Source organism: Aeromicrobium sp. Root344 (genome assembly GCF_001425755.1).
GTDB lineage: Bacteria > Actinomycetota > Actinomycetes > Propionibacteriales > Nocardioidaceae > Aeromicrobium.
Genome location: NZ_LMDH01000001.1, coordinates 3,722,942 through 3,741,861 on the forward strand (window position 1 = coordinate 3,722,942; position 18,920 = coordinate 3,741,861).

Annotated in this window: 18 protein-coding genes; 7 read left to right on the forward strand and 11 right to left on the reverse strand. The window is 66.7% G+C overall.

Annotated elements, in window-relative coordinates; translation table 11 throughout:
- Positions 1–36: 36 nt before the first annotated feature.
- Positions 37–1,350 (reverse strand): HNH endonuclease signature motif containing protein, encoded by a 1,314-nt coding sequence (locus ASC61_RS18465; protein ID WP_056214650.1) that lies wholly within the window; start codon positions 1,348–1,350, stop codon positions 37–39.
- A gap of 244 nt (positions 1,351–1,594) precedes the next feature.
- Positions 1,595–2,305, reverse strand: coding sequence for a calcium-binding protein (locus ASC61_RS18470; protein WP_056214653.1), 711 nt, complete (start codon positions 2,303–2,305; stop codon positions 1,595–1,597).
- A gap of 273 nt (positions 2,306–2,578) precedes the next feature.
- Here ASC61_RS18470 and ASC61_RS18475 point away from each other — a divergent pair, with 273 nt between their 5' ends.
- On the forward strand, positions 2,579–3,439 hold the full coding sequence (locus ASC61_RS18475) for an HNH endonuclease (RefSeq protein WP_200935483.1): 861 nt from the start codon (positions 2,579–2,581) through the stop codon (positions 3,437–3,439).
- A 201-nt stretch (positions 3,440–3,640) separates the two neighbouring features.
- Entirely contained in the window at positions 3,641–4,585 is a 945-nt protein-coding gene (locus tag ASC61_RS19865) for a hypothetical protein (protein ID WP_157439558.1), read from the forward strand.
- A 470-nt stretch (positions 4,586–5,055) separates the two neighbouring features.
- On the opposite strand, the gene ASC61_RS18480 is transcribed toward ASC61_RS19865, so the two are convergent.
- The 3 genes from ASC61_RS18480 to ASC61_RS18490 all read right to left on the reverse strand — a co-directional run bounded on the left by ASC61_RS18480 (position 5,056) and on the right by ASC61_RS18490 (position 9,694).
- Complete coding sequence (locus ASC61_RS18480) at positions 5,056–7,968, reverse strand: vitamin B12-dependent ribonucleotide reductase (protein WP_056214658.1); 2,913 nt, start codon at positions 7,966–7,968, stop codon at positions 5,056–5,058.
- A 39-nt stretch (positions 7,969–8,007) separates the two neighbouring features.
- A complete protein-coding gene (gene nrdR, locus ASC61_RS18485) occupies positions 8,008–8,502 on the reverse strand; it encodes a transcriptional regulator NrdR (protein WP_056214660.1) in 495 nt (164 codons plus the stop codon).
- A gap of 346 nt (positions 8,503–8,848) precedes the next feature.
- Positions 8,849–9,694 (reverse strand): hypothetical protein, encoded by an 846-nt coding sequence (locus tag ASC61_RS18490; protein WP_056214663.1) that lies wholly within the window; start codon positions 9,692–9,694, stop codon positions 8,849–8,851.
- A gap of 54 nt (positions 9,695–9,748) precedes the next feature.
- Here ASC61_RS18490 and ASC61_RS18495 point away from each other — a divergent pair, with 54 nt between their 5' ends.
- The 4 genes from ASC61_RS18495 (at position 9,749) to ASC61_RS18510 (ending at position 13,037) form a co-directional block, all read left to right on the forward strand.
- Complete coding sequence (locus ASC61_RS18495; RefSeq protein ID WP_056214666.1) at positions 9,749–10,321, forward strand: Dps family protein; 573 nt, start codon at positions 9,749–9,751, stop codon at positions 10,319–10,321.
- Positions 10,322–10,531: 210 nt separating this feature from the next.
- A complete protein-coding gene (locus tag ASC61_RS18500) occupies positions 10,532–10,882 on the forward strand; it encodes a YciI family protein (protein ID WP_056214669.1) in 351 nt (116 codons plus the stop codon).
- A 1-nt stretch (position 10,883) separates the two neighbouring features.
- A complete protein-coding gene (locus ASC61_RS18505) occupies positions 10,884–12,098 on the forward strand; it encodes an RNA polymerase sigma factor (protein WP_056214672.1) in 1,215 nt (404 codons plus the stop codon).
- A gap of 9 nt (positions 12,099–12,107) precedes the next feature.
- A complete protein-coding gene (locus ASC61_RS18510; protein WP_056214675.1) occupies positions 12,108–13,037 on the forward strand; it encodes a TIR domain-containing protein in 930 nt (309 codons plus the stop codon).
- Between the two features lie 33 nt (positions 13,038–13,070).
- On the opposite strand, the gene ASC61_RS18515 is transcribed toward ASC61_RS18510, so the two are convergent.
- The 6 genes from ASC61_RS18515 to ASC61_RS18540 form a co-directional block, all read right to left on the reverse strand.
- The gene (locus tag ASC61_RS18515) at positions 13,071–13,280 is read right to left on the reverse strand and encodes a FitA-like ribbon-helix-helix domain-containing protein (protein ID WP_056214677.1); all 210 of its coding nucleotides are present in this window, start codon (positions 13,278–13,280) and stop codon (positions 13,071–13,073) included.
- Between the two features lie 30 nt (positions 13,281–13,310).
- On the reverse strand, positions 13,311–13,529 hold the full coding sequence (locus ASC61_RS18520) for a hypothetical protein (protein WP_056214680.1): 219 nt from the start codon (positions 13,527–13,529) through the stop codon (positions 13,311–13,313).
- Complete coding sequence (locus tag ASC61_RS18525) at positions 13,526–14,206, reverse strand: type 1 glutamine amidotransferase (RefSeq protein WP_056214683.1); 681 nt, start codon at positions 14,204–14,206, stop codon at positions 13,526–13,528. The genes ASC61_RS18520 and ASC61_RS18525 overlap by 4 nt, the downstream gene beginning before the upstream one ends.
- Before the next feature lie 4 nt (positions 14,207–14,210).
- Complete coding sequence (locus tag ASC61_RS18530) at positions 14,211–15,128, reverse strand: hypothetical protein (protein WP_056214686.1); 918 nt, start codon at positions 15,126–15,128, stop codon at positions 14,211–14,213.
- Positions 15,125–16,975 carry a penicillin-binding transpeptidase domain-containing protein gene (locus ASC61_RS18535; protein ID WP_200935484.1) on the reverse strand — a complete coding sequence of 617 codons (1,851 nt, stop codon included), beginning with the start codon at positions 16,973–16,975 and terminating at the stop codon, positions 15,125–15,127. Before ASC61_RS18535 ends, ASC61_RS18530 begins: the two co-directional genes overlap by 4 nt.
- 293 nt (positions 16,976–17,268) lie before the next feature.
- Positions 17,269–17,652 (reverse strand): LysM peptidoglycan-binding domain-containing protein, encoded by a 384-nt coding sequence (locus tag ASC61_RS18540; RefSeq protein ID WP_082530766.1) that lies wholly within the window; start codon positions 17,650–17,652, stop codon positions 17,269–17,271.
- Positions 17,653–17,936: 284 nt separating this feature from the next.
- Here ASC61_RS18540 and ASC61_RS18545 point away from each other — a divergent pair, with 284 nt between their 5' ends.
- Entirely contained in the window at positions 17,937–18,917 is a 981-nt protein-coding gene (locus ASC61_RS18545) for a YihY/virulence factor BrkB family protein (protein WP_056214691.1), read from the forward strand.
- Positions 18,918–18,920: the final 3 nt, after the last annotated feature.

The window sequence follows — 18,920 nt, forward strand, 5'->3', positions numbered from 1 at the left end:
CGTCCGGGCATGCCGAATGGGCCCGGCGAGACGGGCTCAGGCGGCGGTTGAGGTGGAGAAGTCGGCGCGGAATCGTGAGTTCCGCAATGGCCTTCGCCTAGGGTCGATCGACGCTGGTGGGATGTATTCGGGATAGCCGTCTTCGGCGAACCTGATCTCCCATTCGTCAGCGTGCACCACCCGATGGTGATGAGCGCAGATCAGGACGATGTCACCCAGATCGGTGGCGCCACCCTTGGCCCAGTGCTTGCGGGCGTGGTGACCGACGCACCATGACGGCGGCCGATCGCACCCAGGGAAGCTGCAGCCACGATCGCGCTTCTCGGCGGCGCGTCGCTGGGCCCGGTTGAACAGACGCTGCTCCCGACCACAGTCGAGCGGCAGAGGCTTGCCGTTGAAGACCATCGGCAGCAGCCCGTGCTCGCATGCCATCCGGCGAGCCTCGAAGACCGAGATCCGGCAGCCGGTGGAGAGCGTGCCTGCCTTGAGTCCGTCGATCAGGCTCTTGAGGTCGATGTTGACCGTCACGGTCACGCCAACACCGGCAGTGTCGGGAAGCTTGTCGGCCGGCAGGTGCTCGATCAGGGTGCAGAACGCACTCGCCATCTGCTGACCATAGGTCGGCTTGTCGTCGAGGACCGCCATCGCCGGGTCGTCCTCGGCCTTCTTGATCTGCGGCGCGTTGAGTGCCTCCAGCGCGTTCTTGAGCATCTCGCCCTGCGCCTCGGGGATGACGAACTCGCCCTTGTAGGTGCCGTCCTTACGGTCGGCCATCCAGAAGTAGGAGTTCTTGCGTGCCCTGGCCTCGCGCTGCGCGAGGGTCTCGTTCTCGTGCGCATCGACATCGTCGGGTGCGAAGGTCTCGGTGATGCGGTCGGCCCGGCGACTCAGATCCTTCAGGCTGAGCTTCTTGGCGTCGTCGAGCAGCTGCGTCTCGCATCCCTCTCGCTGCGCGTCGGTCGGGTCGCCGGGCAAGTCCTTGACCTTGTCGGCGATCAGCTCAGCCTGCGCGAGCGACACCTCGCCACGGGCCAGCGCCTGCTGGGTCGCCGACACGTCCTCGAGCTTCTTGGCCTGCTTGAGCAGCCTGGCCGCTGCAGTGGGATCGCCGCCGAAGCCGTTGGCGATCATCGCGCCGGTCGATGTCGCGCCGATCGTCGACGCCGCCTCCGAGCGGTCCGCCGCCGCGGCCGCTGCCAGCTGGTGCGCCTTGACCCGCGACTCCAACCGGCCGAGCGCCTCGCACGCGGCAATCTGCTCGCGAGGGCTCATGTTGTCGTAGGTGTCGAGATCGATCGCATCCAGCAGCCGCGCGACATCCGCGAGGGTGGGAGAGATCGACTCGAACATGTGTTCTAGTCAATCAGAAACCGGGCGATCTGGCAAGATCTTCGACCATACTTTTTCGCTGCCATTGCAGTCGAAATCAGACGTCAAACTCTGCCCAGTCCCAGCCTACAGAACGCCTGCGACACCCCGACAAACCACACCACTGAGCTGTGGAAAAGGGCCCCAACGCGGGCCGAGACCATGGCCGTACGCAACCCGGCCGCGCACCCCCGAGGAGCGCACGGCCGGACAGGCGTACTGCGGATCAGTGGATCCAGTCGTTGACGTTCTTGCTGGTGACCGGGTTGTCGAAGTTGTCCTTCTGCACGTCGTCGCGGTTGACCGAGTTGTGCTCGATGGCGTCCTTCACGTCGAACGTGTCCTTGCCCTGACCGCCGACGAAGTTGTCGCGGACCGGCACGATCTCGTGCGAGACCATGGTGTCGTCGCCGAACTGGCCCTCGACCTGGTCATGGCCCTCGTACCCGTTGAGGAAGTCGTTGCCGTCGCCGCCGTACAGCTCGTCGTCGCCGTCGTTGCCGTTAGACCAGCTGTAGAGGATGTCGTGGCCCTCCTCGCCGCGGATGATGTCGTCGTTGGCGCCACCGTTGATGGTGTCGTTGTCGAAGCCACCCATGATGAAGTCTTCGCCCGCGTCGCCCTCGACCCGGTCGGCGCCGCTGCCGCTGAAGATGTCGTCGGCGCCGTCGCCGCCGTAGATGGTGTCGGCGCCGGTGCCGGTGTTGATCTCGTCGTCGCCGCCGAGGCCGTAGACGACGTCCTTGCCGGACGTGCCGATGATCTCGTCGTCGCAGGCGGTGCCGTACGTGGTGACACCGGGCTTGGCGAAGATCATCTGGCCGTCGGTGCATGGGGCAGCCTGGGCTGCGGTGCCGGTGGCCGTGAGGCCGACGACGGAGATGGCGCCGGCGAGGGCCAGCTTGGCGGCGATGCGGAAGGTGCGGTTCGTGGTCATGATCTGTCCTTGGAGGTCAGTTGTTTTCAGCTCCGGACCTTTGCCGGGCTCATGGGTAGGAGCCTTGACCCGACAGAACCTTGCAAGAATTACGAACTAATCCGATTACGACGACCATCGGCACTCCGCAGCGTCACCGTGAAGAAGGGCGCCGTCCTTGCCCACCTGACTACGTGCCGGCATGACGGTTCGGCCACAAACCAGGCGGAACCTCCTTTGGAGCGCCGTGTTGTCTGCGAAGCTCATCCCATGCAGTCGTATGGCGAGCTAGCGATGCGCCAGCTGATCATGGACCAGCTGGCGAAGCGCACAGCCGAATCTGTGACGCTTACCAGCGCGGAGCTCAGCGCCTTCAAAGTCGGAGACGAAACGATTCGTCTCATCGACCGCGGGCGTGGCATATGGAATCCCAGCGCTTTCGACGCGACGCTCACCATCATCTCCGACCCAAGCAGCGAATACGACGACGGCGAGATTGGCGACTCTCTTTACCGCTATAGCTATCAAAAGGGCACCGAGGAGGGCATCAACACCAAACTCCGCAAAGCCATCCGCCTAAAGGTCCCGATCATCATGTTCCGCAAGATTGCGACGAGCAATTTCGTGCCAGTCTTCCCTGTCTACGTGGTTGAGGATGACCGACCGAACAGACAGTTCATCCTTGCGCTCGATGAAAGCCTCCGTTTCCTGCCTAATCCGACAAGGCTCGATTCTGACCAGCGGCGGTACGCGGAGAGAGTCGTCCGGCAACGCCTTCATCAACCTGAGTTTCGTGCGAAGGTGTTGCTCGCGTATGACACTCAATGTGCCGTCTGCGTGCTGAAAAAGGGCCCGTTGCTAGACGCAGCGCACATCACCGGCGATACCGAATCGGACGGGCTACCGGTTGTGGCCAACGGCCTCGCTCTCTGCAAGATCCACCATTCCGCCTACGACGCCAATTTCCTGGGTATCTCGCCCGACTACGTCGTTCACATCAACGCAGAGTTGCTTCGCGAAGTTGATGGGCCGATGTTGAAGCACGGCATCCAAGAAATGGACAGCCGCAATATTGTCGTCCCGGCTCGGCTGACAGACCAACCAGATCGTGCGCGATTGGCGGCAAGGTATGAAGGATTCCTTGCCGCGGGTTGAAGCAACCAACAGCGGCCGCACCCGCGTCCCGCTCGCCGTGGTGGTACTCACCTTAGGATCGAGAGCCCTCGCGAATTGGTCCAGGCTGATGATCGCGTCGATCTCTGTACCCACTCGGCGTTTCGATCTTTCTAATCGGACCTGCCGCCTGAGAAATCGACATACCCTCGATCACGAATGTAGTGGAGGGGACCCGGATACATGGATCAGGCAACGAACCCGACGAGCCTTGAACGTCGCGGCAAGGCCATCGCACTCTTCGAGTTTTTGACTCAGTCTCAAATCCTCAAGGAGAAGCCGGTACGAACTATTGAGTCGTACGAGAAGGTCATCTGGTTGGCCGACGTCCCTGAACATCCTGCCGTCGAAGCCCTGTGGACCGGGGAAGAGCTCGACCCGTCGTCTCCGATTCTTTCGGCCGTCCGGGTTCCGGCGTCGCCCGCTCCACCTCTGCCTGCTGAACTACGCACTTGGGTCTCGGAATCAATCGAAGACCCCGCTGCGAGACCGAACTTGATCAGGCAACGTGAACTTCCGCACGAGGAATACGAAGAGCCTTCGACCGAGGATCTGCAGCCGGCAAATGAATTCGAGTTTGAACGTTGGGTCGAACTTTGGGATCAGTGGGCGCAGTCAGAGCTTGAGGATCGGCCAGCTCGAGAGTTCTACAAATCACTTTTCAGCTTGCACTTGGATTCATCCAATCGCCAAGAGGAATTTGAGCTCGTTCTGGGCGTGGGGTGTCTGTCATGGGAGCCAGCGAATCACGATCAGGTCCTGCGGCATGTCCTCACGACTCCGATCGAAATAGCCCTGGATGACGCAACGGGTCGCATTTCAGTCGGTCCGAGCGGCGAGACCTCTGGGAACAAAATCGAGCTCGAAATGCTGGATCCAGGAATGATCACGTCGCCGGACGCCATAAATGCCTTGAAGGACGAGGCTCGAGATTTCTCGTCGCAAACAACGGAACCGCGTACTCGACCGCATCGACTTCTACGTCAACAGAGCCGATTTTTCCAGCTGCTGCCAAGAGCCGTCGGCGGTCGCTTGATGCCGATGGTCGAGTTCCTTTCGCCAAGAGCGGAAAGAGAATCACGCCTCCAACCTTGGTGTGCTCCCACGCGACTCGTATCCATTGTGTGAGATCAGGGAAGTACCAAGGTGGGTCCAAAGCAGTGACCTCAAACCGTCCCTCGTGGCGAAATCTTTCAACTCTGCCCTGTGTCACTTGGTCAGAGCTGAGGCCGGGGAACCGTTTCAGGACGAATGGGCTCTGATCCACCAAATGGAATGTGTGGCTCGCGCAGGCTGCGGCAAGCGCGGGAGTCCCTAGGAACAATGCGGTCCTGTTCCCAATTCGCCCAGCAAGATATCGAATGGTGCTCTGACTGAAGTACCACTCGGAGTCTAAGATGTGGAGCTCCGGATTGTATCTCTGCGGGTCGTCATCCTGCACCCTGCTCATTGAGAGTTCACCACCCAGAATGCCCTTAGTGCGGCGAAGTCGCCTTGTCGGAAATGCTAACCGAGTTCAAGCCGCACGACGGCTATTCATGAGGGGTTGGCCAGCCGCGAGTCGGCGTCGCGCTGGCCAGCCCCTCAATCGCCGATGATCAGCTGCACCCGCTGGTGCTACCGCAGCCTTCGCAGACGTGGCACGAGCCGGCGGGGCGCATCTTGGTGCCGCAGGTCATGCAGAGCGGCGAGTCGACCGCGGAGCCGGTGAGGGTCTCCAGGAGCTCGGCGCTCGTGTGAGCCGTTGCCGGGGCGGGCTTGGACGTGATCGCGATGTGCTCGACCGGGTCCGTGTCGGCCTTGTCCTCGGCTTCGAGGTGACCCTTGGGCTCCGTCGACGTCGTTTCGACAGGCTCAACGACCGGGGTGTCAATCAGCTCGGCGGCGGTGGTGCCTCCGGTGTTGATCGGCTCGTACGAACCCGTGTCGAGGTAGCGCTGACGCTCTTCGGCCGAGTGGATGCCGAGGGCGGAGCGGGTCTCGAAGTCGAGGTAGTCCAGGGCCAGGCGGCGGAACGTGTAGTCCATGATCGACTGGCTCATGCGGACGTCCGGGTCGTCGGTCAGACCGGCCGGCTCGAACTTCATGTTGGTGAACTTCGAGACGAACGTCTCCAGCGGCACGCCGTACTGCAGCGAGATGCTGATGGCGATCGAGAACGCGTCCATCATGCCCGCGAGGGTCGAGCCCTGCTTGCCGAGCTTCATGAAGATCTCGCCGAGCGAGCCGTCGGGGTGAGCGCCCGAGGTCATGTAGCCCTCGGCACCGCCGACGGAGAACGACGTCGTGATCGACTGGCGCGACTTCGGCAGGCGGCGACGGATCGGCTTCTCGACGATGACTTCCTTGACCTCGACCTTGGTGTCACCCGAGGACTTGGCCTCCTTGCCGTCGCTGAGCGGCTGGCCGACCTTGCAGTTGTCGCGGTAGACCGCGAGCGCCTTGAGGCCGAGCTTCCAACCCTGGAAGTAGACGTCCTCGATCTCCTCGACCGTGGCGGTCTCGGGCAGGTTGACCGTCTTGGAGATCGCGCCGGACAGGAACGGCTGGCAGGCAGCCATCATCAGCACGTGGCCCATCGGCTTGATGGAGCGCTGACCCATCGCGGTGTCGAAGATCTCGTAGTGCTCGGTCTTGAGGCCGGGCGCGTCGACGACGTGGCCGTTCTCGGCGATGAACTCGACGATCGCCTCGATCGTCTCGCCCGTGTAGCCGAGCTTCTTGAGCGCCGCCGGGATCGTCTGGTTGACGATCTGCATCGAGCCGCCACCGACGAGCTTCTTGAACTTGACCAGCGAGAAGTCCGGCTCGATGCCGGTCGTGTCGCAGTCCATCATGAAGCCGATGGTGCCGGTCGGCGCGAGGACGGAGGCCTGGCTGTTGCGCCATCCGTTCTTCTGGCCGATCTCGAGGTTGAGCTTCCACTGCTTGGCAGCCTCACGGTGCACCGCAATGTCGATCGAGTGCATCGTGCGAATCTCGTCGTTGGCGGCCTGGTGCTTGCGCATGACGCGCTCGTGCGCCGAGGCGTTCTGGGCGAAGCCGTCGTAGGGACCGACGACGCCGGCGAGCTCGGCCGAGCGACGGTAGGACGTACCGGTCATCAGCGAGGTGATCGCACCGGCGAGGGCGCGGCCACCGTCGGAGTCGTAGGCCAGGCCCGACGCCATGAGCAGCGCGCCGAGGTTGGCGAAGCCAATGCCGAGCTGGCGGTAGGCACGCGTGGTGTCGCCGATCGCCTCGGTCGGGAAGTCCGCGAAGCAGATCGAGATGTCCATCGCGGTGATGATGAACTCGGTCGCCTTGACGAACGTCTCGGTGTCGAACGAGCCGTCGTCCTTGAGGAACTTCAGCAGGTTGAGGCTGGCGAGGTTGCACGACGAGTTGTCGAGGTGCATGTATTCCGAGCACGGGTTGGACGCCGTGATGCGGCCGGCCTCGGGCGAGGTGTGCCAGTCGTTGATCGTGCCGTCGTACTGGATGCCGGGGTCGGCGCACGCCCAGGCAGCCTGCGCGATGTCCTCCCACAGCTTGCGGGCGTCGACGGTCTCGATGACCTCGCCGGTCGTACGGGCGCGGAGCCCGAACTCGGTGCCCTGCTCGACGGCGCGCATGAACTCGTCGTTGACGCGGATCGAGTTGTTGGCGTTCTGGTACTGGACGCTCGTGATGTCGGCGCCGCCGAGGTCCATGTCGTAGCCGGCGTCACGGAGGACGCGGATCTTGTCCTCCTCGCGGGCCTTGGTCTCGACGAACTCCTGGATGTCGGGGTGATCGACGTCGAGCACGACCATCTTGGCCGCGCGACGCGTGGCGCCACCGGACTTGATCGTGCCGGCGGACGCGTCGGCGCCGCGCATGAACGAGACGGGGCCGGAGGCGGTGCCGCCCGAGGAGCGGAGCAGCTCCTTGGACGAGCGGATGCGGCTGAGGTTGAGGCCAGCACCGGAGCCACCCTTGAAGATCAGGCCCTCTTCCTTGTACCAGTTCAAGATGCTGTCCATCGAGTCATCCACCGCGAGGATGAAGCAGGCGCTGACCTGCTGCGGGCTCGACGTGCCGACGTTGAACCACACCGGGCTGTTGAAGCTGAAGACCTGGTGCAGGAGCATGTGCGTCAGCTCGTGCTCGAAGATCGTCGCGTCGTCCTCGGTCGCGAAGTAGCCGTGGTCGCGGCCGGCCTGCGTGTAGGTCAGGACGACGCGGTCGAGGAGCTGCTTGAGGCTCTGCTCACGCTCGGGCGAGCCGACGGCGCCACGGAAGTACTTGGTCGTGACGATCGTGGAGGCGTTGACGCTCCAGAAGTCGGGGAACTCCACACCGCGCTGCTCGAAGACGTTCTCGCCGGTCTTCCAGTTGGTCTGCACGACGTCGCGACGTTCCCAGGTGACGTTGTCGTACGGGTGCACCCCCTCGGTCGTGTAGACGCGCTGGATCTTGAGGGCGGCGTTGCCCTTCTTGCCAGCAGTCTTGCGCGAGGACCCCGAGGGTCCGCTGACCGTTTCCGTCATGAGAGTGCTCCTATTTCGCGGTGTGTGGGTGCTTCGGTGTTACGAAGATTGGTTGTTCTTGGCGGTGTGCTCGGCGAGCTCACCGTCGGCGCCGGCCGCCATGAGGCTGGCGATCTCGTCGGCGAAGTCATCGGCCGACTCGAACTGCTTGTAGACGCTGGCGAATCGCAGGTAGGCGACCTCGTCGAGGCTCTTGAGGGGCTCGAGGATGGCGAGGCCGACCTCGTGGGCCGGGACCTCCGCGCATCCGGAGTCGCGAAGCGTGTCCTCGACCTGCTGGCCGAGTCGCGCCAGGTCGTCGTCGTCGACCGGTCGGCCCTTGCAGGCCTTCCGGACACCGGCGATGGCCTTGTCACGGACGAAGGGCTCGGTGGCGCCGGAGCGCTTGACGACCGTGAGCTGCATCTGCTCGATCGTGGTGAACCGCTTCTCGCAGGCGGAGCAGACTCGGCGACGGCGGATGGCTCCACCTTCGTCGGCGACACGGCTGTCGAGAACCCGGGTGTCGGTGTTCTTGCAGAACGGACAATGCATGTCGGTCAACTCCTTCCCATACAAGGGGCTTGGCCCGAAAAGTTGTCCCCCGATGGGGACAAGTGGTGTGGAAGCCGTGTGGATTCCGCCGATTTTCGGTGCGTAACTCCCCACAACATGTGGAGAACTACATTGGTGTAACTACTAGATCTAGTGCCACTGTACGCCGGTGGTGGGGCCCGTGCAACACGATTCCGGGAACCTCGGACACTTTCTGGATGGGGCCGCGTCATTGCAGGTCAGACGCCATTTGGCCATCAGAATCACGGCGTGTCGAAACCCTCCAGACACACCTGTATCAACGCTTTTCGGCTCTCCCGTATGCCCTGGGGAGCCGCCACCACCCCTAGTGCTGGTGGGCCCAGCGGAGGAAGGCTGCGGCGTGGTGGAAGTCGGCGAAGTCGTCGCCGAGCAGCTCGACCAGCAGGTCGTTGCTCCACACGCCGAGACGGCCGATCGTCCACGACGTCAGGTCGACGTCGGCGAGCTCCAGGCCGTACAACGACTCGATGATCGCGCGCTTCTCGGCGTAGGTGACGATCGGCAGGAACCTGTCGGGATCGGCGACGGCGAGCGTCTTGGTGAGCAGCCCCTCGCCCCAGCCGGGCATCGAGAACCCGAAGCCCTGGTCGACGAGGTTGCTCAGCCGGTCCTCGAGCTCGCCGGGTCCGCGGAGCAGGTGGTTCGTCACCGAGCGGATGCGACGCGCGCCCTCGAGCTCACCGAGCAGGACCCACGCCTTGTCGAACTCCGTCGGGTCGCCCGTGCTCGCGCCGGTCGGGTCGTCGGCGAACAGCTTGAGGTCGTAGATCGTCGCCTTGTCGAGCCCGTCCTCAGAGAAGACCCACCGGAACTTGGCCCAGTGGCGGACGACCAGCGAATCTGGTTCGTACGGGGTCGCGAGGAACTCCTGCTTCAGCGCCTCGACGCGCTCCAGCGTCTCAGCCTCGACGTCGGCGGCCTTGGGGAACTGCGGCACCACGTACGCGATGGGCCGCGGCGCGACGACCGTACTCGCGGCGCGGCGGGTGCTCTTGCGCGCGGCGGCTGGCTTGGGCTCCGGCGTCGGCGAGCCGAAGGGGAACGTGAACTTGCAGTCCGTGCACTCGGCCTCCTTGCGCCCGTCGGGCAGGGTGCCAAGCACCACGACATCGTCCTCGCGGACGCACAACGGACACACGATCAAAGCCATGAGGACAAACGTATGCCGACGTGTGAGACCGGCTTCGATGGGTAGGCCTTGACCATGCCTACTTCAGCCCCGAAATACACGATTCCCGGACTCACCACCGCCGAGGGCGAGAAGCTCGCCGGCATCCTGCAGGAGCGCCTCAACGCGCTGATCGACCTGCACCTGACCCTGAAGCATGTGCACTGGAACGTCGTCGGCCCGCACTTCATCGCGGTGCACGAGATGATCGACCCGCACGTCGACGAGGTCATCGCGATGGTCGACGAGACCGCCGAGCGCATCGCGACCCTCGGCACCTCACCGCTGGGCACGCCCGGCGCCGTGGTCAACGGCCGCAGCTGGGACGACTACTCGCTGGGTCGCGCCACCACCAACGAGCACCTCGGCGCGCTCGACGAGGTGTATGTCCGGCTGATCGCCGATCACCGCAAGGCGCAGGAAGCCGTCGCCGACATCGACCCGATCACCGAGGACATGGTCATCGGCCAGGCGCGGCAGCTTGAGCTCTTCCACTGGTTCGTACGCGCGCACCTGGAGAACTCCGGTGGTGCGCTGTCGACCGAGGGCGCCCTGTCCGAGGCCGAAGCAGCGATCCAGGCCAGCGACGCCGCCGACGTCACGGAGTAGTCCTCACAGACCGAAGCCCCGGCGATGCCCAGGTCCGCCGGGGCTTCGTGACGCCTTGGCCGCGACTTTTGAAGCGTTGAGGCCCACAAAACGGCGCGAAGTGGTGCGCAAGTCTTCAAAAGTTGGAGGCGGGTGTCGATCTGGCCGTATGCCGTTCGTATACGGGGTGAGAGGCTGGCAACAGGCCGGCCGCACACAGGAGGCACCACCATGACGCAGTACGTGCTCAACGTCATCGAACCCGTGATGGAGCCGGGGTTCACTCCCCCTCCGGAGTTCCTCGAGCCGATCATGCGCAAGCTCGCGATCGTCAACGACGAGCTGCAGGCGTCCGGCCAGTGGGTGTTCGCCGGCGGACTCACCGGCCCTGACGCGACCACCGTCGTACGCCATCAGGACGGCGAGACGCTCATGACCGACGGGCCGTACGTCGAGGGCAAGGAGCACGTCGGCGGCTTCACGATCGTCGACTCGCCCGACCTCGACGCGGCACTGGAGTGGGCCGGCCGGTACGCCGAGGCGACCGGCCTGGCGATCGAAGTGCGTCCGTTCCGCCACTGACGTGACGCCCGACGACGCCGGCATCGCACGCGTGTTCCGCGAGGAGCACGGTCGCGCGGTGGCCGTCGTGGCCCGTGTCTTCGGCGATCTCGACATCGCTGAGGACGCGGTCCAGGAGGCATTCGCCATCGCCGTCGCACGGTGGCCCGCCGACGGCACACCGCCCAGCCCCAGCGGCTGGATCATCACGACGGCCCGCCGCCGGGCGATCGACCGTCTCCGCCGCGAGGCCAACCGCGACGACAAGCACGCCCAGGCAGCGCTGCTGCTCCAGCAGGACGCACCCAAGGAGGAGGGTCCCGTGGCCGACGACCGGCTCCGCCTCATCTTCACGTGCTGCCACCCTGCGCTCTCCCCCGCCGCCCGCGTCGCGCTGACGCTGCGGATGCTCGGCGGGCTCACCACACCGGAGATCGCCCGGGCGTTCCTCGTGCCGGAGCCGACGATGGCGCAGCGGCTCGTACGCGCCAAGGGCAAGATCCGCGCGGCGCACATCCCCTATCGCGTACCGCGCGACGCCGACCTGCCCGACCGGCTCCGTGGAGTGCTCGCGGTGGTCTACCTCGTCTTCAACGAGGGCTACACCGCCAGCTCCGGCGCCGACCTCGTGCGCGAGGACCTGTGCGCCGAGGCGATCCGGCTCGGCCGACTGCTGGTCGAGCTGATGCCCGACGAGCCCGAGGCCGCGGGCCTGCTCGCGCTGATGCTGCTCAACGACTCACGGCGGTCGGCCCGTACGTCCGACGGTGAGCTCGTGCTGCTCGCCGACCAGGACCGTACGCTCTGGGACCGCGAGCAGATCGCCGAGGGCCAGGACCTCGTGCGCCGATGCCTCCGTCGCGGGCAGCCAGGGCCGTACCAGCTGCAGGCCGCGATCGCCGCCGTGCACAGCGACGCCGCGACGGCCGCCGACACCGACTGGCGACAGATCGTGCAGCTCTACGACCACCTCATGCAGCTGGCGCCGAGCCCGGTCGCCGCGCTCAACCGCGCCGTCGCAGTGGCCGAGGTCGACGGGCCGGACCCGGGCCTCACGATCGTCGACGGGCTCGACCTCGACGGGTTCGGCCTGTTCCATGCGATCCGGGCCGACCTGCTGCGACGTGCCGGGCGTACGGACGAGGCCGCCACGGCGTACGAGCGGGCGATCGACCTGACCGAGAACGCCGTGGAGCGCGCGTTCCTGGCGCACCGGCGCGACGCGCTGCGCCCCTAATATGGGTGCATGACGAAGCCCCGGATCTTCCTCGGTTCCTCCGGCAAGCAGGCCAAGCTCCTCCAGTCATTGACTCGCGGGCTCGAGGACGTGGCCGACGTCGAGCCGTGGACGACGACGTTCAACCCCGGCACCTCGACCCTCGAACGGCTCGTCGAGCTGACGCACGAGGTCGACTTCGCCGCATTCGTGTTCGCCCAGGACGACTGGACCACCAACGAGCAGCCGGTGGCCGACCCGGACGCGCCCGCCCAGGCGTCGCCGCGCGACAACGTGGTGTTCGAGGCCGGCCTGTTCGGCGGGGTCCTGGGCTTGCGGCGCACATTCATCCTCCATGCCAACGGCGCCAAGCTGCCCAGCGACCTGCTCGGCCTCACCTGCGTGCGCTACGACGTGCCGACGACACCCGCCGAGACCAAGGCCATCAACCAGAAGATCCGCAAGGCCATCGAGGCTGAGGGGCGCATGGCGGCGATCGAGGGGCTGTGGTGGCAGTTCTCTCTGACCGCCCGCAGCGAGCTCGAGCCGTCGGCGATCAGCCTCCTGCGGGTCACCCGTGACCGCAGCGGCGGGCTGGAGGTCAAGGGCGACTCATGGCAGGCCGACGGCACGTTGTCGGCGCGCTACTGGAGCGAGGCGTCCAAGGAGAAGTCCGACCCCTCCGGCGTCCGCTACTTCTGGAAGGGCGAGCGGCCACGCGACCCCAACGCCCCGCAGCTCGAGGGCGCCGGCGAGATCCACCTCGAGAGCGCCGACCGCGCCGCCGGATTCTGGACGACCCGCTCGAGCACCGATCCGGCGCTCAACATGCGTACGTCAGGCGTCTACGTCCGCGCCGACGCCGCAGACCTCGCGGTGCTGGGCGGCACCGACGTGGCGCAGCGCGCAGCGTTGATCGCGCAGCGACTGGACGAGTGGAAGACGATCGCCAGCTCCTGAGCCGCACATGGGCGCGTGGCACCGGCCGTCAGATCACGGAGTGTTGTCGAGCACGGCCTTGGTGATCTCGATCGGTGAGAGCCCCGATCGCCCTCGGCGCTCCGGCGCTTGCGGGCGCCCGGCGTCCTCGACCAGGAGCGTGAGGAGGTAGTGGTCGAGGGACTGGCCCTGAGCGTAGGCGCGAGCCGCGAGTGCCTCTCGTACGTCGTCAGGAACATTGCGGATCTGCACCGAGTCAGCCATGCCGCAAGCGTATCGACGGAGGGGTTCAGCTCACCGGTTGCGCGGGTGTGACCTTGCCGTCCGCTCGTTGCCACGCTTGTAGTTGCCGGTGAGGCGGGCCATCAGCAGCTGCGGATCGCTCGACTCGGCATCGCGTACGAACTGGTGGGCCTTCTCACCACGCAGCACCGCCGCCACCCGGCCATGGTGCGAGATCACGACCTCCTTGCCACGGACCACCCACTCGAAGCCGCTGGGCCGGCCCTTCACGGGGTCACCCGCAGATAGGTGAGCGCCGAGTCGACGAGGACGTGGGCGAGGTTGCGGGTCGCCGCGGCATGCGCGTGTGCCTGGCGGACCAGGTCCTTGGTGTCGACGCCGACAGCGCCGTAGTAGCCCTCGTGCACCCATCGCTCGTACGTCGCCGCGGTGACCTCGGGGTGGAACTGCCACGCGATCGCGCGCGCACCGTGCGCCTCGTCGATGAAGCACTGCGGACCGCGCCACGACGTGCCGATGACGCTCGACGTCGGGCCGGGCGCGAACACGTCGCTGTGCATCTGCGCCCATGGGCCCTCGGGGCACAGGACGGGATCGATCGTGTCGACGCGCTGCCAGCCGAGCTCCGGTTGGTCGGCCCGCCAGGACGTGCCGCCAAGTGCTCGGGCCATGAGCTGGGCGCCGTAGCAGATGCCCATCACGGGGGTGCCGGCCCGCAGCGCCGCGCGGACGAAGCGCGACTCGGCCTCGACGACGTCCTTCCACTTCGGCTCGTGGGCGCCCTTGTCGGAGCCGAGCAGGAAGATCAGGTCGGTGTCACCGATCGTCGAGTACGCCGGAAGGTCGTCGCGATCGAGCTCGACGAGCTCACCGCCGAGCTGGAGCAGGCGCTCGTGGAAGTGCCCGCCGTCCTTGTCGGCCTCGTCGGCGACCACGTGAATGCGCATGAGGTCATTGTGCCGGTTGATCCGTCCGCGCACGGGCTCGGAGTGCGAGCCAGGTCGCCGCCGCTGCTGCGACGACGATCGGCGCGGCCCACGGCGCGAGCGACCGGGCATCCAGCGACGCTGCCGTGCGCCACACGTCGGCCGTGGCCGAGAGCTGGTCGCCCCACCGGTCTGCCACGCCCATGCCGGGACGAAGGAACACCTCCATGTAGCCGGCCGCGGTGATCGTCGGACCGATGAACCAGGCCAGCAGCACGATCCCGACCCAGGCCACCGCACGTACTCCCGGCACGAGACCGACGCAGAGCAACGCGCCGGCGAGCACGACGGCGCCGGACCACTCGCTGACCCGGTGCGCCACCTCGAGCCGACCGGTGGTGTCGACAAACTGGAACGCCATGAACACGGTCATGACCCAGTAGGGCGTTGCGCCGGCGAGGGCGCCGACCGCGAACCCGAGACCGCCGCGTCCGACCAGGCTCAGCAGCCCCAGACCAAGCCCGACGATCGTGGTGACCACGACGACGACCGTCAGACCGTTGGTGACCCGGCTGTCGAAAGCGGTGTCACTGACCCCGTTGCGGGTCTGGAGCAGCGTCACGAGCAGCGCGACGGCCACCCCAGCGGCGCAGGCACCCGCGCGCAGGGCTCGGCTGCCGTCACTCAGCAGCGAGGTGAGACCGGCCGCGACACCGCCGACGCCTGCACCGAGCACGAGCTGGCTCACGCCGCCGGACATCAGTGGCGGCAGCAGGAGGAAGCCGACTCCCCCCTCGCTGAGCACGTCGCGACCAGCGCCGTTGAGCAGCCACGGGAGGAAGCCGGCGAGCCACCACACCAACGCCGCGATCGGCACGAGCGCCCACTCCGGCACCCGCCTCCAGGTCGTACGTTCGACAGTCGGCGTCATCTCGATCGTCACTGGGCACTCCTCAGGAACTCTTCGAGCAGCGGTCCCGCCGTCCCCGAGCCGGAGTCGCCGTCGTCGACGAACACCGCGACCGCGAGGTCGCCCTGGGTCGCGATCATCCAGGCATGCGTACGCGGCGGGGTGTCGGTGCCGTACTCGGCCGTGCCGGTCTTGGCCGACACCGGCTTGCCGGGCAGGTCCAGCAGGAACCGGCCGCTGCCGCTGGTCACGACTCCGCGGAACAGCTCCTGGAGCTGCGTGGCCTCACCGCCGGTCAGTGGGTCGGCGGGCTTCGGCGCGGGCTTGGTCGGCGACTGGTCCAGCAGGGTCGGCGTGACCCGCGCGCCGTGGGCGATCGACGCGGCGACGACGGCCATGGCCAGCGGCGAGGCCTCGATCTTGCCCTGCCCGATCATCGACGCAGCGTGCTCGGTGCCCCCGGCCTTGCTGGGCACCGACCCGAGGTAGGCCGGATAGCCCAGGTCGAGGTCCGGCCCCAGGCCCAACGCGGCGGCCGCGGCTGCGAGCCTGCCCTGGGGCGCCTTGCCGCGGGTCGCGATCATCGCGGTGTTGCACGAGTTGGCGATCGCCGCGCTCAGCGGGATGTTGCCGATCGCGCTGCCCGGGTAGTCGGAGTAGTTCTTGAACCGGCGCCCCTCGACCGTCACGGTCGGCGTGCACGGCACGGTGCTGGACGGCTTGAGCCCTGAGCGCAGGAACGCCAGTGCGGTGACGAGCTTGAACGTCGATCCCGGCGCGTAGTGACCCGCCGCAGCGGTGTCCGCGCCCTTGCCACCCGGGCCGCTCGCGAGGGCGAGGATCTTGCCCGACGACGGGCGGATGGCGACGATCGCGCTGGCCGGCTTCACGTCCGAGAGGATCTCGTCGGCCGAGCCCTGCAGGTCGACGTCGATCGTCGTGCGCAGCGTCTTGCCGGGTCGCGGCGCGCTCGTGAACAGCTCACGCGTCTTGGAGCCGGCCACCGCCTCGACCGTGACGCCGGGGTTGCCGCGCAGCTGGCTGTCGTAGCGCTGCTCCAGACCCGTCAGGCCGACCAGGTCGCCCGGGCCGACGGAGCCCTTGGACTTGGCGACGACCTCGGCCGTCGCCTCGCCGACGACCCCGAGCAGGGGCTGGCCGAACCCCTTGGTCGGCGCCAGCGGCAGCACGGCGCCGAGCTGGGCCGCGCCGGGGATCGAGGCGATCTGCGCGTCACTGAGCGTGTCGTCGGAGTCCGCGCGCACCACGAGGCCGACCACGAATGCCTGCGGGCCCGCCGCCTTGACCGCCTTGGCGAACCGGTCGGCGTCGATGTCGATCAGCCTGGCCAGCGCTCGCGCCGAGCCGTCCGCCTCGGCTGCCTTGATGCGGGACTTGTCGATGCCGATCCGTTCGACGGGCCGCTCGATCACGAGGCCCTTGCCGCCGGCGCCGACGATGTCACCGCGGTCGGCCGGCGACGTACGCATCCGCAGCGCCTCGTTGGCGGTCAGCTGGGGCGCGACGATCGCCGGGCTCCACCTCACCCGCCACTCGTCGTCCTCGTACGCCAGCTTGGCCGGGGTCTCGTAGGTCCAGTCGGCACCCTTGAACGTCCAGCTCGTCTTGAGCGTCGCCGTCGCGCTGTCGCCGTCCTTCTCGATCTCACCGACCGTCACCGTGGCCCGGGCGGAGCCCATGCCTGCGACGATCCGCTTGAGGTCGGCCTGCGGGATCCGGCCACCCTCGACCGCGGGTATGCCCTTGAGGTCCTGCTTCGCGAGTCCGGCGGCCAGCGCCTCGGCGGACTCGCGAGGGTCGGGCGGCCCTCCCGTGCACGCGCTCAGGAGGGCTGCCATCACCGCTGCTGCGCTCATCATCGCCACCATCCGTCGGCTGGGCGCAGCAGGTGCCGTCACAGGGTTCCTCTCGGAAAAGTGTCAGGCTTTCGCCCGTACGCAGAAGCTGCAGTCAAACAGGTGACGGGCGCATGGTCAACGAGACACACGAAGGCGCCCGCGGCACCCCTTCCCCAAGGTGCACCGCGGACGCCGGTGGGTGGGTGTTGGTCACCTTCCCTTGTGACCTCACGTGGCTTCGACTAGCTGACGCCTACGGCGTGCCCCGGCTCAACCTGGCCGGGCGTTCGCTCGCAGAGCTCGCTCAGCCCGTCTCAGTGATAGACGGGAACCGCGATCTCCGAGCCCAGCTGCAGCGCCGAGGCGTTCGGAAGCGAGTTGAGCCGGACGATCTCGTCGACGGTCTTGCGGATGTCGCCGTTGGGGTTGGCCTGGCTGGCGATCTGCCACAGCGTCTGACCGGGAAGGACGCGGACCGACGTCGTCTCGGGCGGCGTGCCGGCCCGGTCACCGGCGAACGACGAGGAGCCGAACATGATCACGAGCAGGGCGACGACGGCGACGGCCGCGGTGAGCACGACGATCTTGCCCCGACGGGTCAGACGCACGTGCGGAGCGGGCCTGGCGTCGGGCACGGCGCGCAAGTGGCGAACCGGACGGACGGAGTGGTCGTGATGACCGAGTGCGATGCTGCTCATGATGGCCTCCAAGGGGGAAGTGAGGGCTGGATCTGATGTTGTGGTGTGGTCGATCAAACGCTGTTCTCGATGTCATTCGATGGTGCGAACAGGCGTTCGATCGAACACATGTACGACGATAGGGGACGCCTCTGACAAAAGGAAGCACCTGTCGAACACAATTTCGATAGGCGATGCATCTTCGCTGCAATTCCAGGCAGAATCGCCCGCCATATTTCTTCGAGCATGATCGACGCCACACCCGTCGGGAGGCGTTCGATGCGCTCCCGCACTACCGTCGAGGCATGACTTCTCCGCGCACGAGCGTCATCACGGCCTGGAAGCAGGCCTCCTCCCGACAGGCCCCGCTGCTGGCCGCCGGCGTCGCGTTCTATGCCTTCCTGTCGCTGTTCCCGGCGATGATCGCGGCCGTCATGACGTACGGTCTGATCGCCTCTCCGGAGACCGTCGCCAACCAGTCCGCAGACGTCGCAGAGGCCCTGCCCGCCGACGCTGCCTCAGTCGTCACGGGACAGATGGACTCGCTCATCAAGACCTCGGACGGGTCGCTCGGCATCGGCCTGGCGATCGCGCTGGTGCTCGCGATCTACGGCGCCGCGGGCGGGGTCGGCAACCTCGTCACGGCGATCAACGCGATGTTCGGCCTGGGCGAGACCCGGGGGTTCCTCAAGCGCAGGGCACTCTCGCTGCTGCTGACGCTCGGCGCGATCGTGTTCGTCGTGCTCGTGGTGGCGCTCGTCGCGGTCGCCCCTGCCGTCCTCGACGAGGTCGACATCGTGCCGGGCGTGCGCGCGGCGTTCGAGGCCGGCCGCTGGGTCCTGCTGCTCGCCGCCGTCACGGTGGCCATCGGCGTGCTGTTCCGGCTCGCGCCGAACCGCACCGCCACCGGCTCTTTGGTCTCCAAGGGCGTGCTCGTCGCAACAGCCCTGTGGTTGCTGGTGTCGGTCGGCTTCTCGCTGTACGTCGACAACTTCGGCAGCTACGGCAAGACGTACGGCGCGCTGGCCGGCGTCGTCGTCCTGCTGCTGTGGCTGTGGATCGGCATCTACGCGATCCTGCTCGGCGCCTGTGTCGAGGCGGTCCGCGAGGACGTGGTCACCCCGGAGACGGTCGAAGAGGACAACGAGATCGCGGAGTGGCGTACGTCCGAGGCTGCTGGCGAGACGGTCCCCGTCGAGGTCGTCGACGAGCCCGAGCCGGAGCCTGCGTCGACGTCCCGGTTCGGCTCGCTGTTCAAGCGCAAGCGCCACGCCCGACAGCACTGAGCG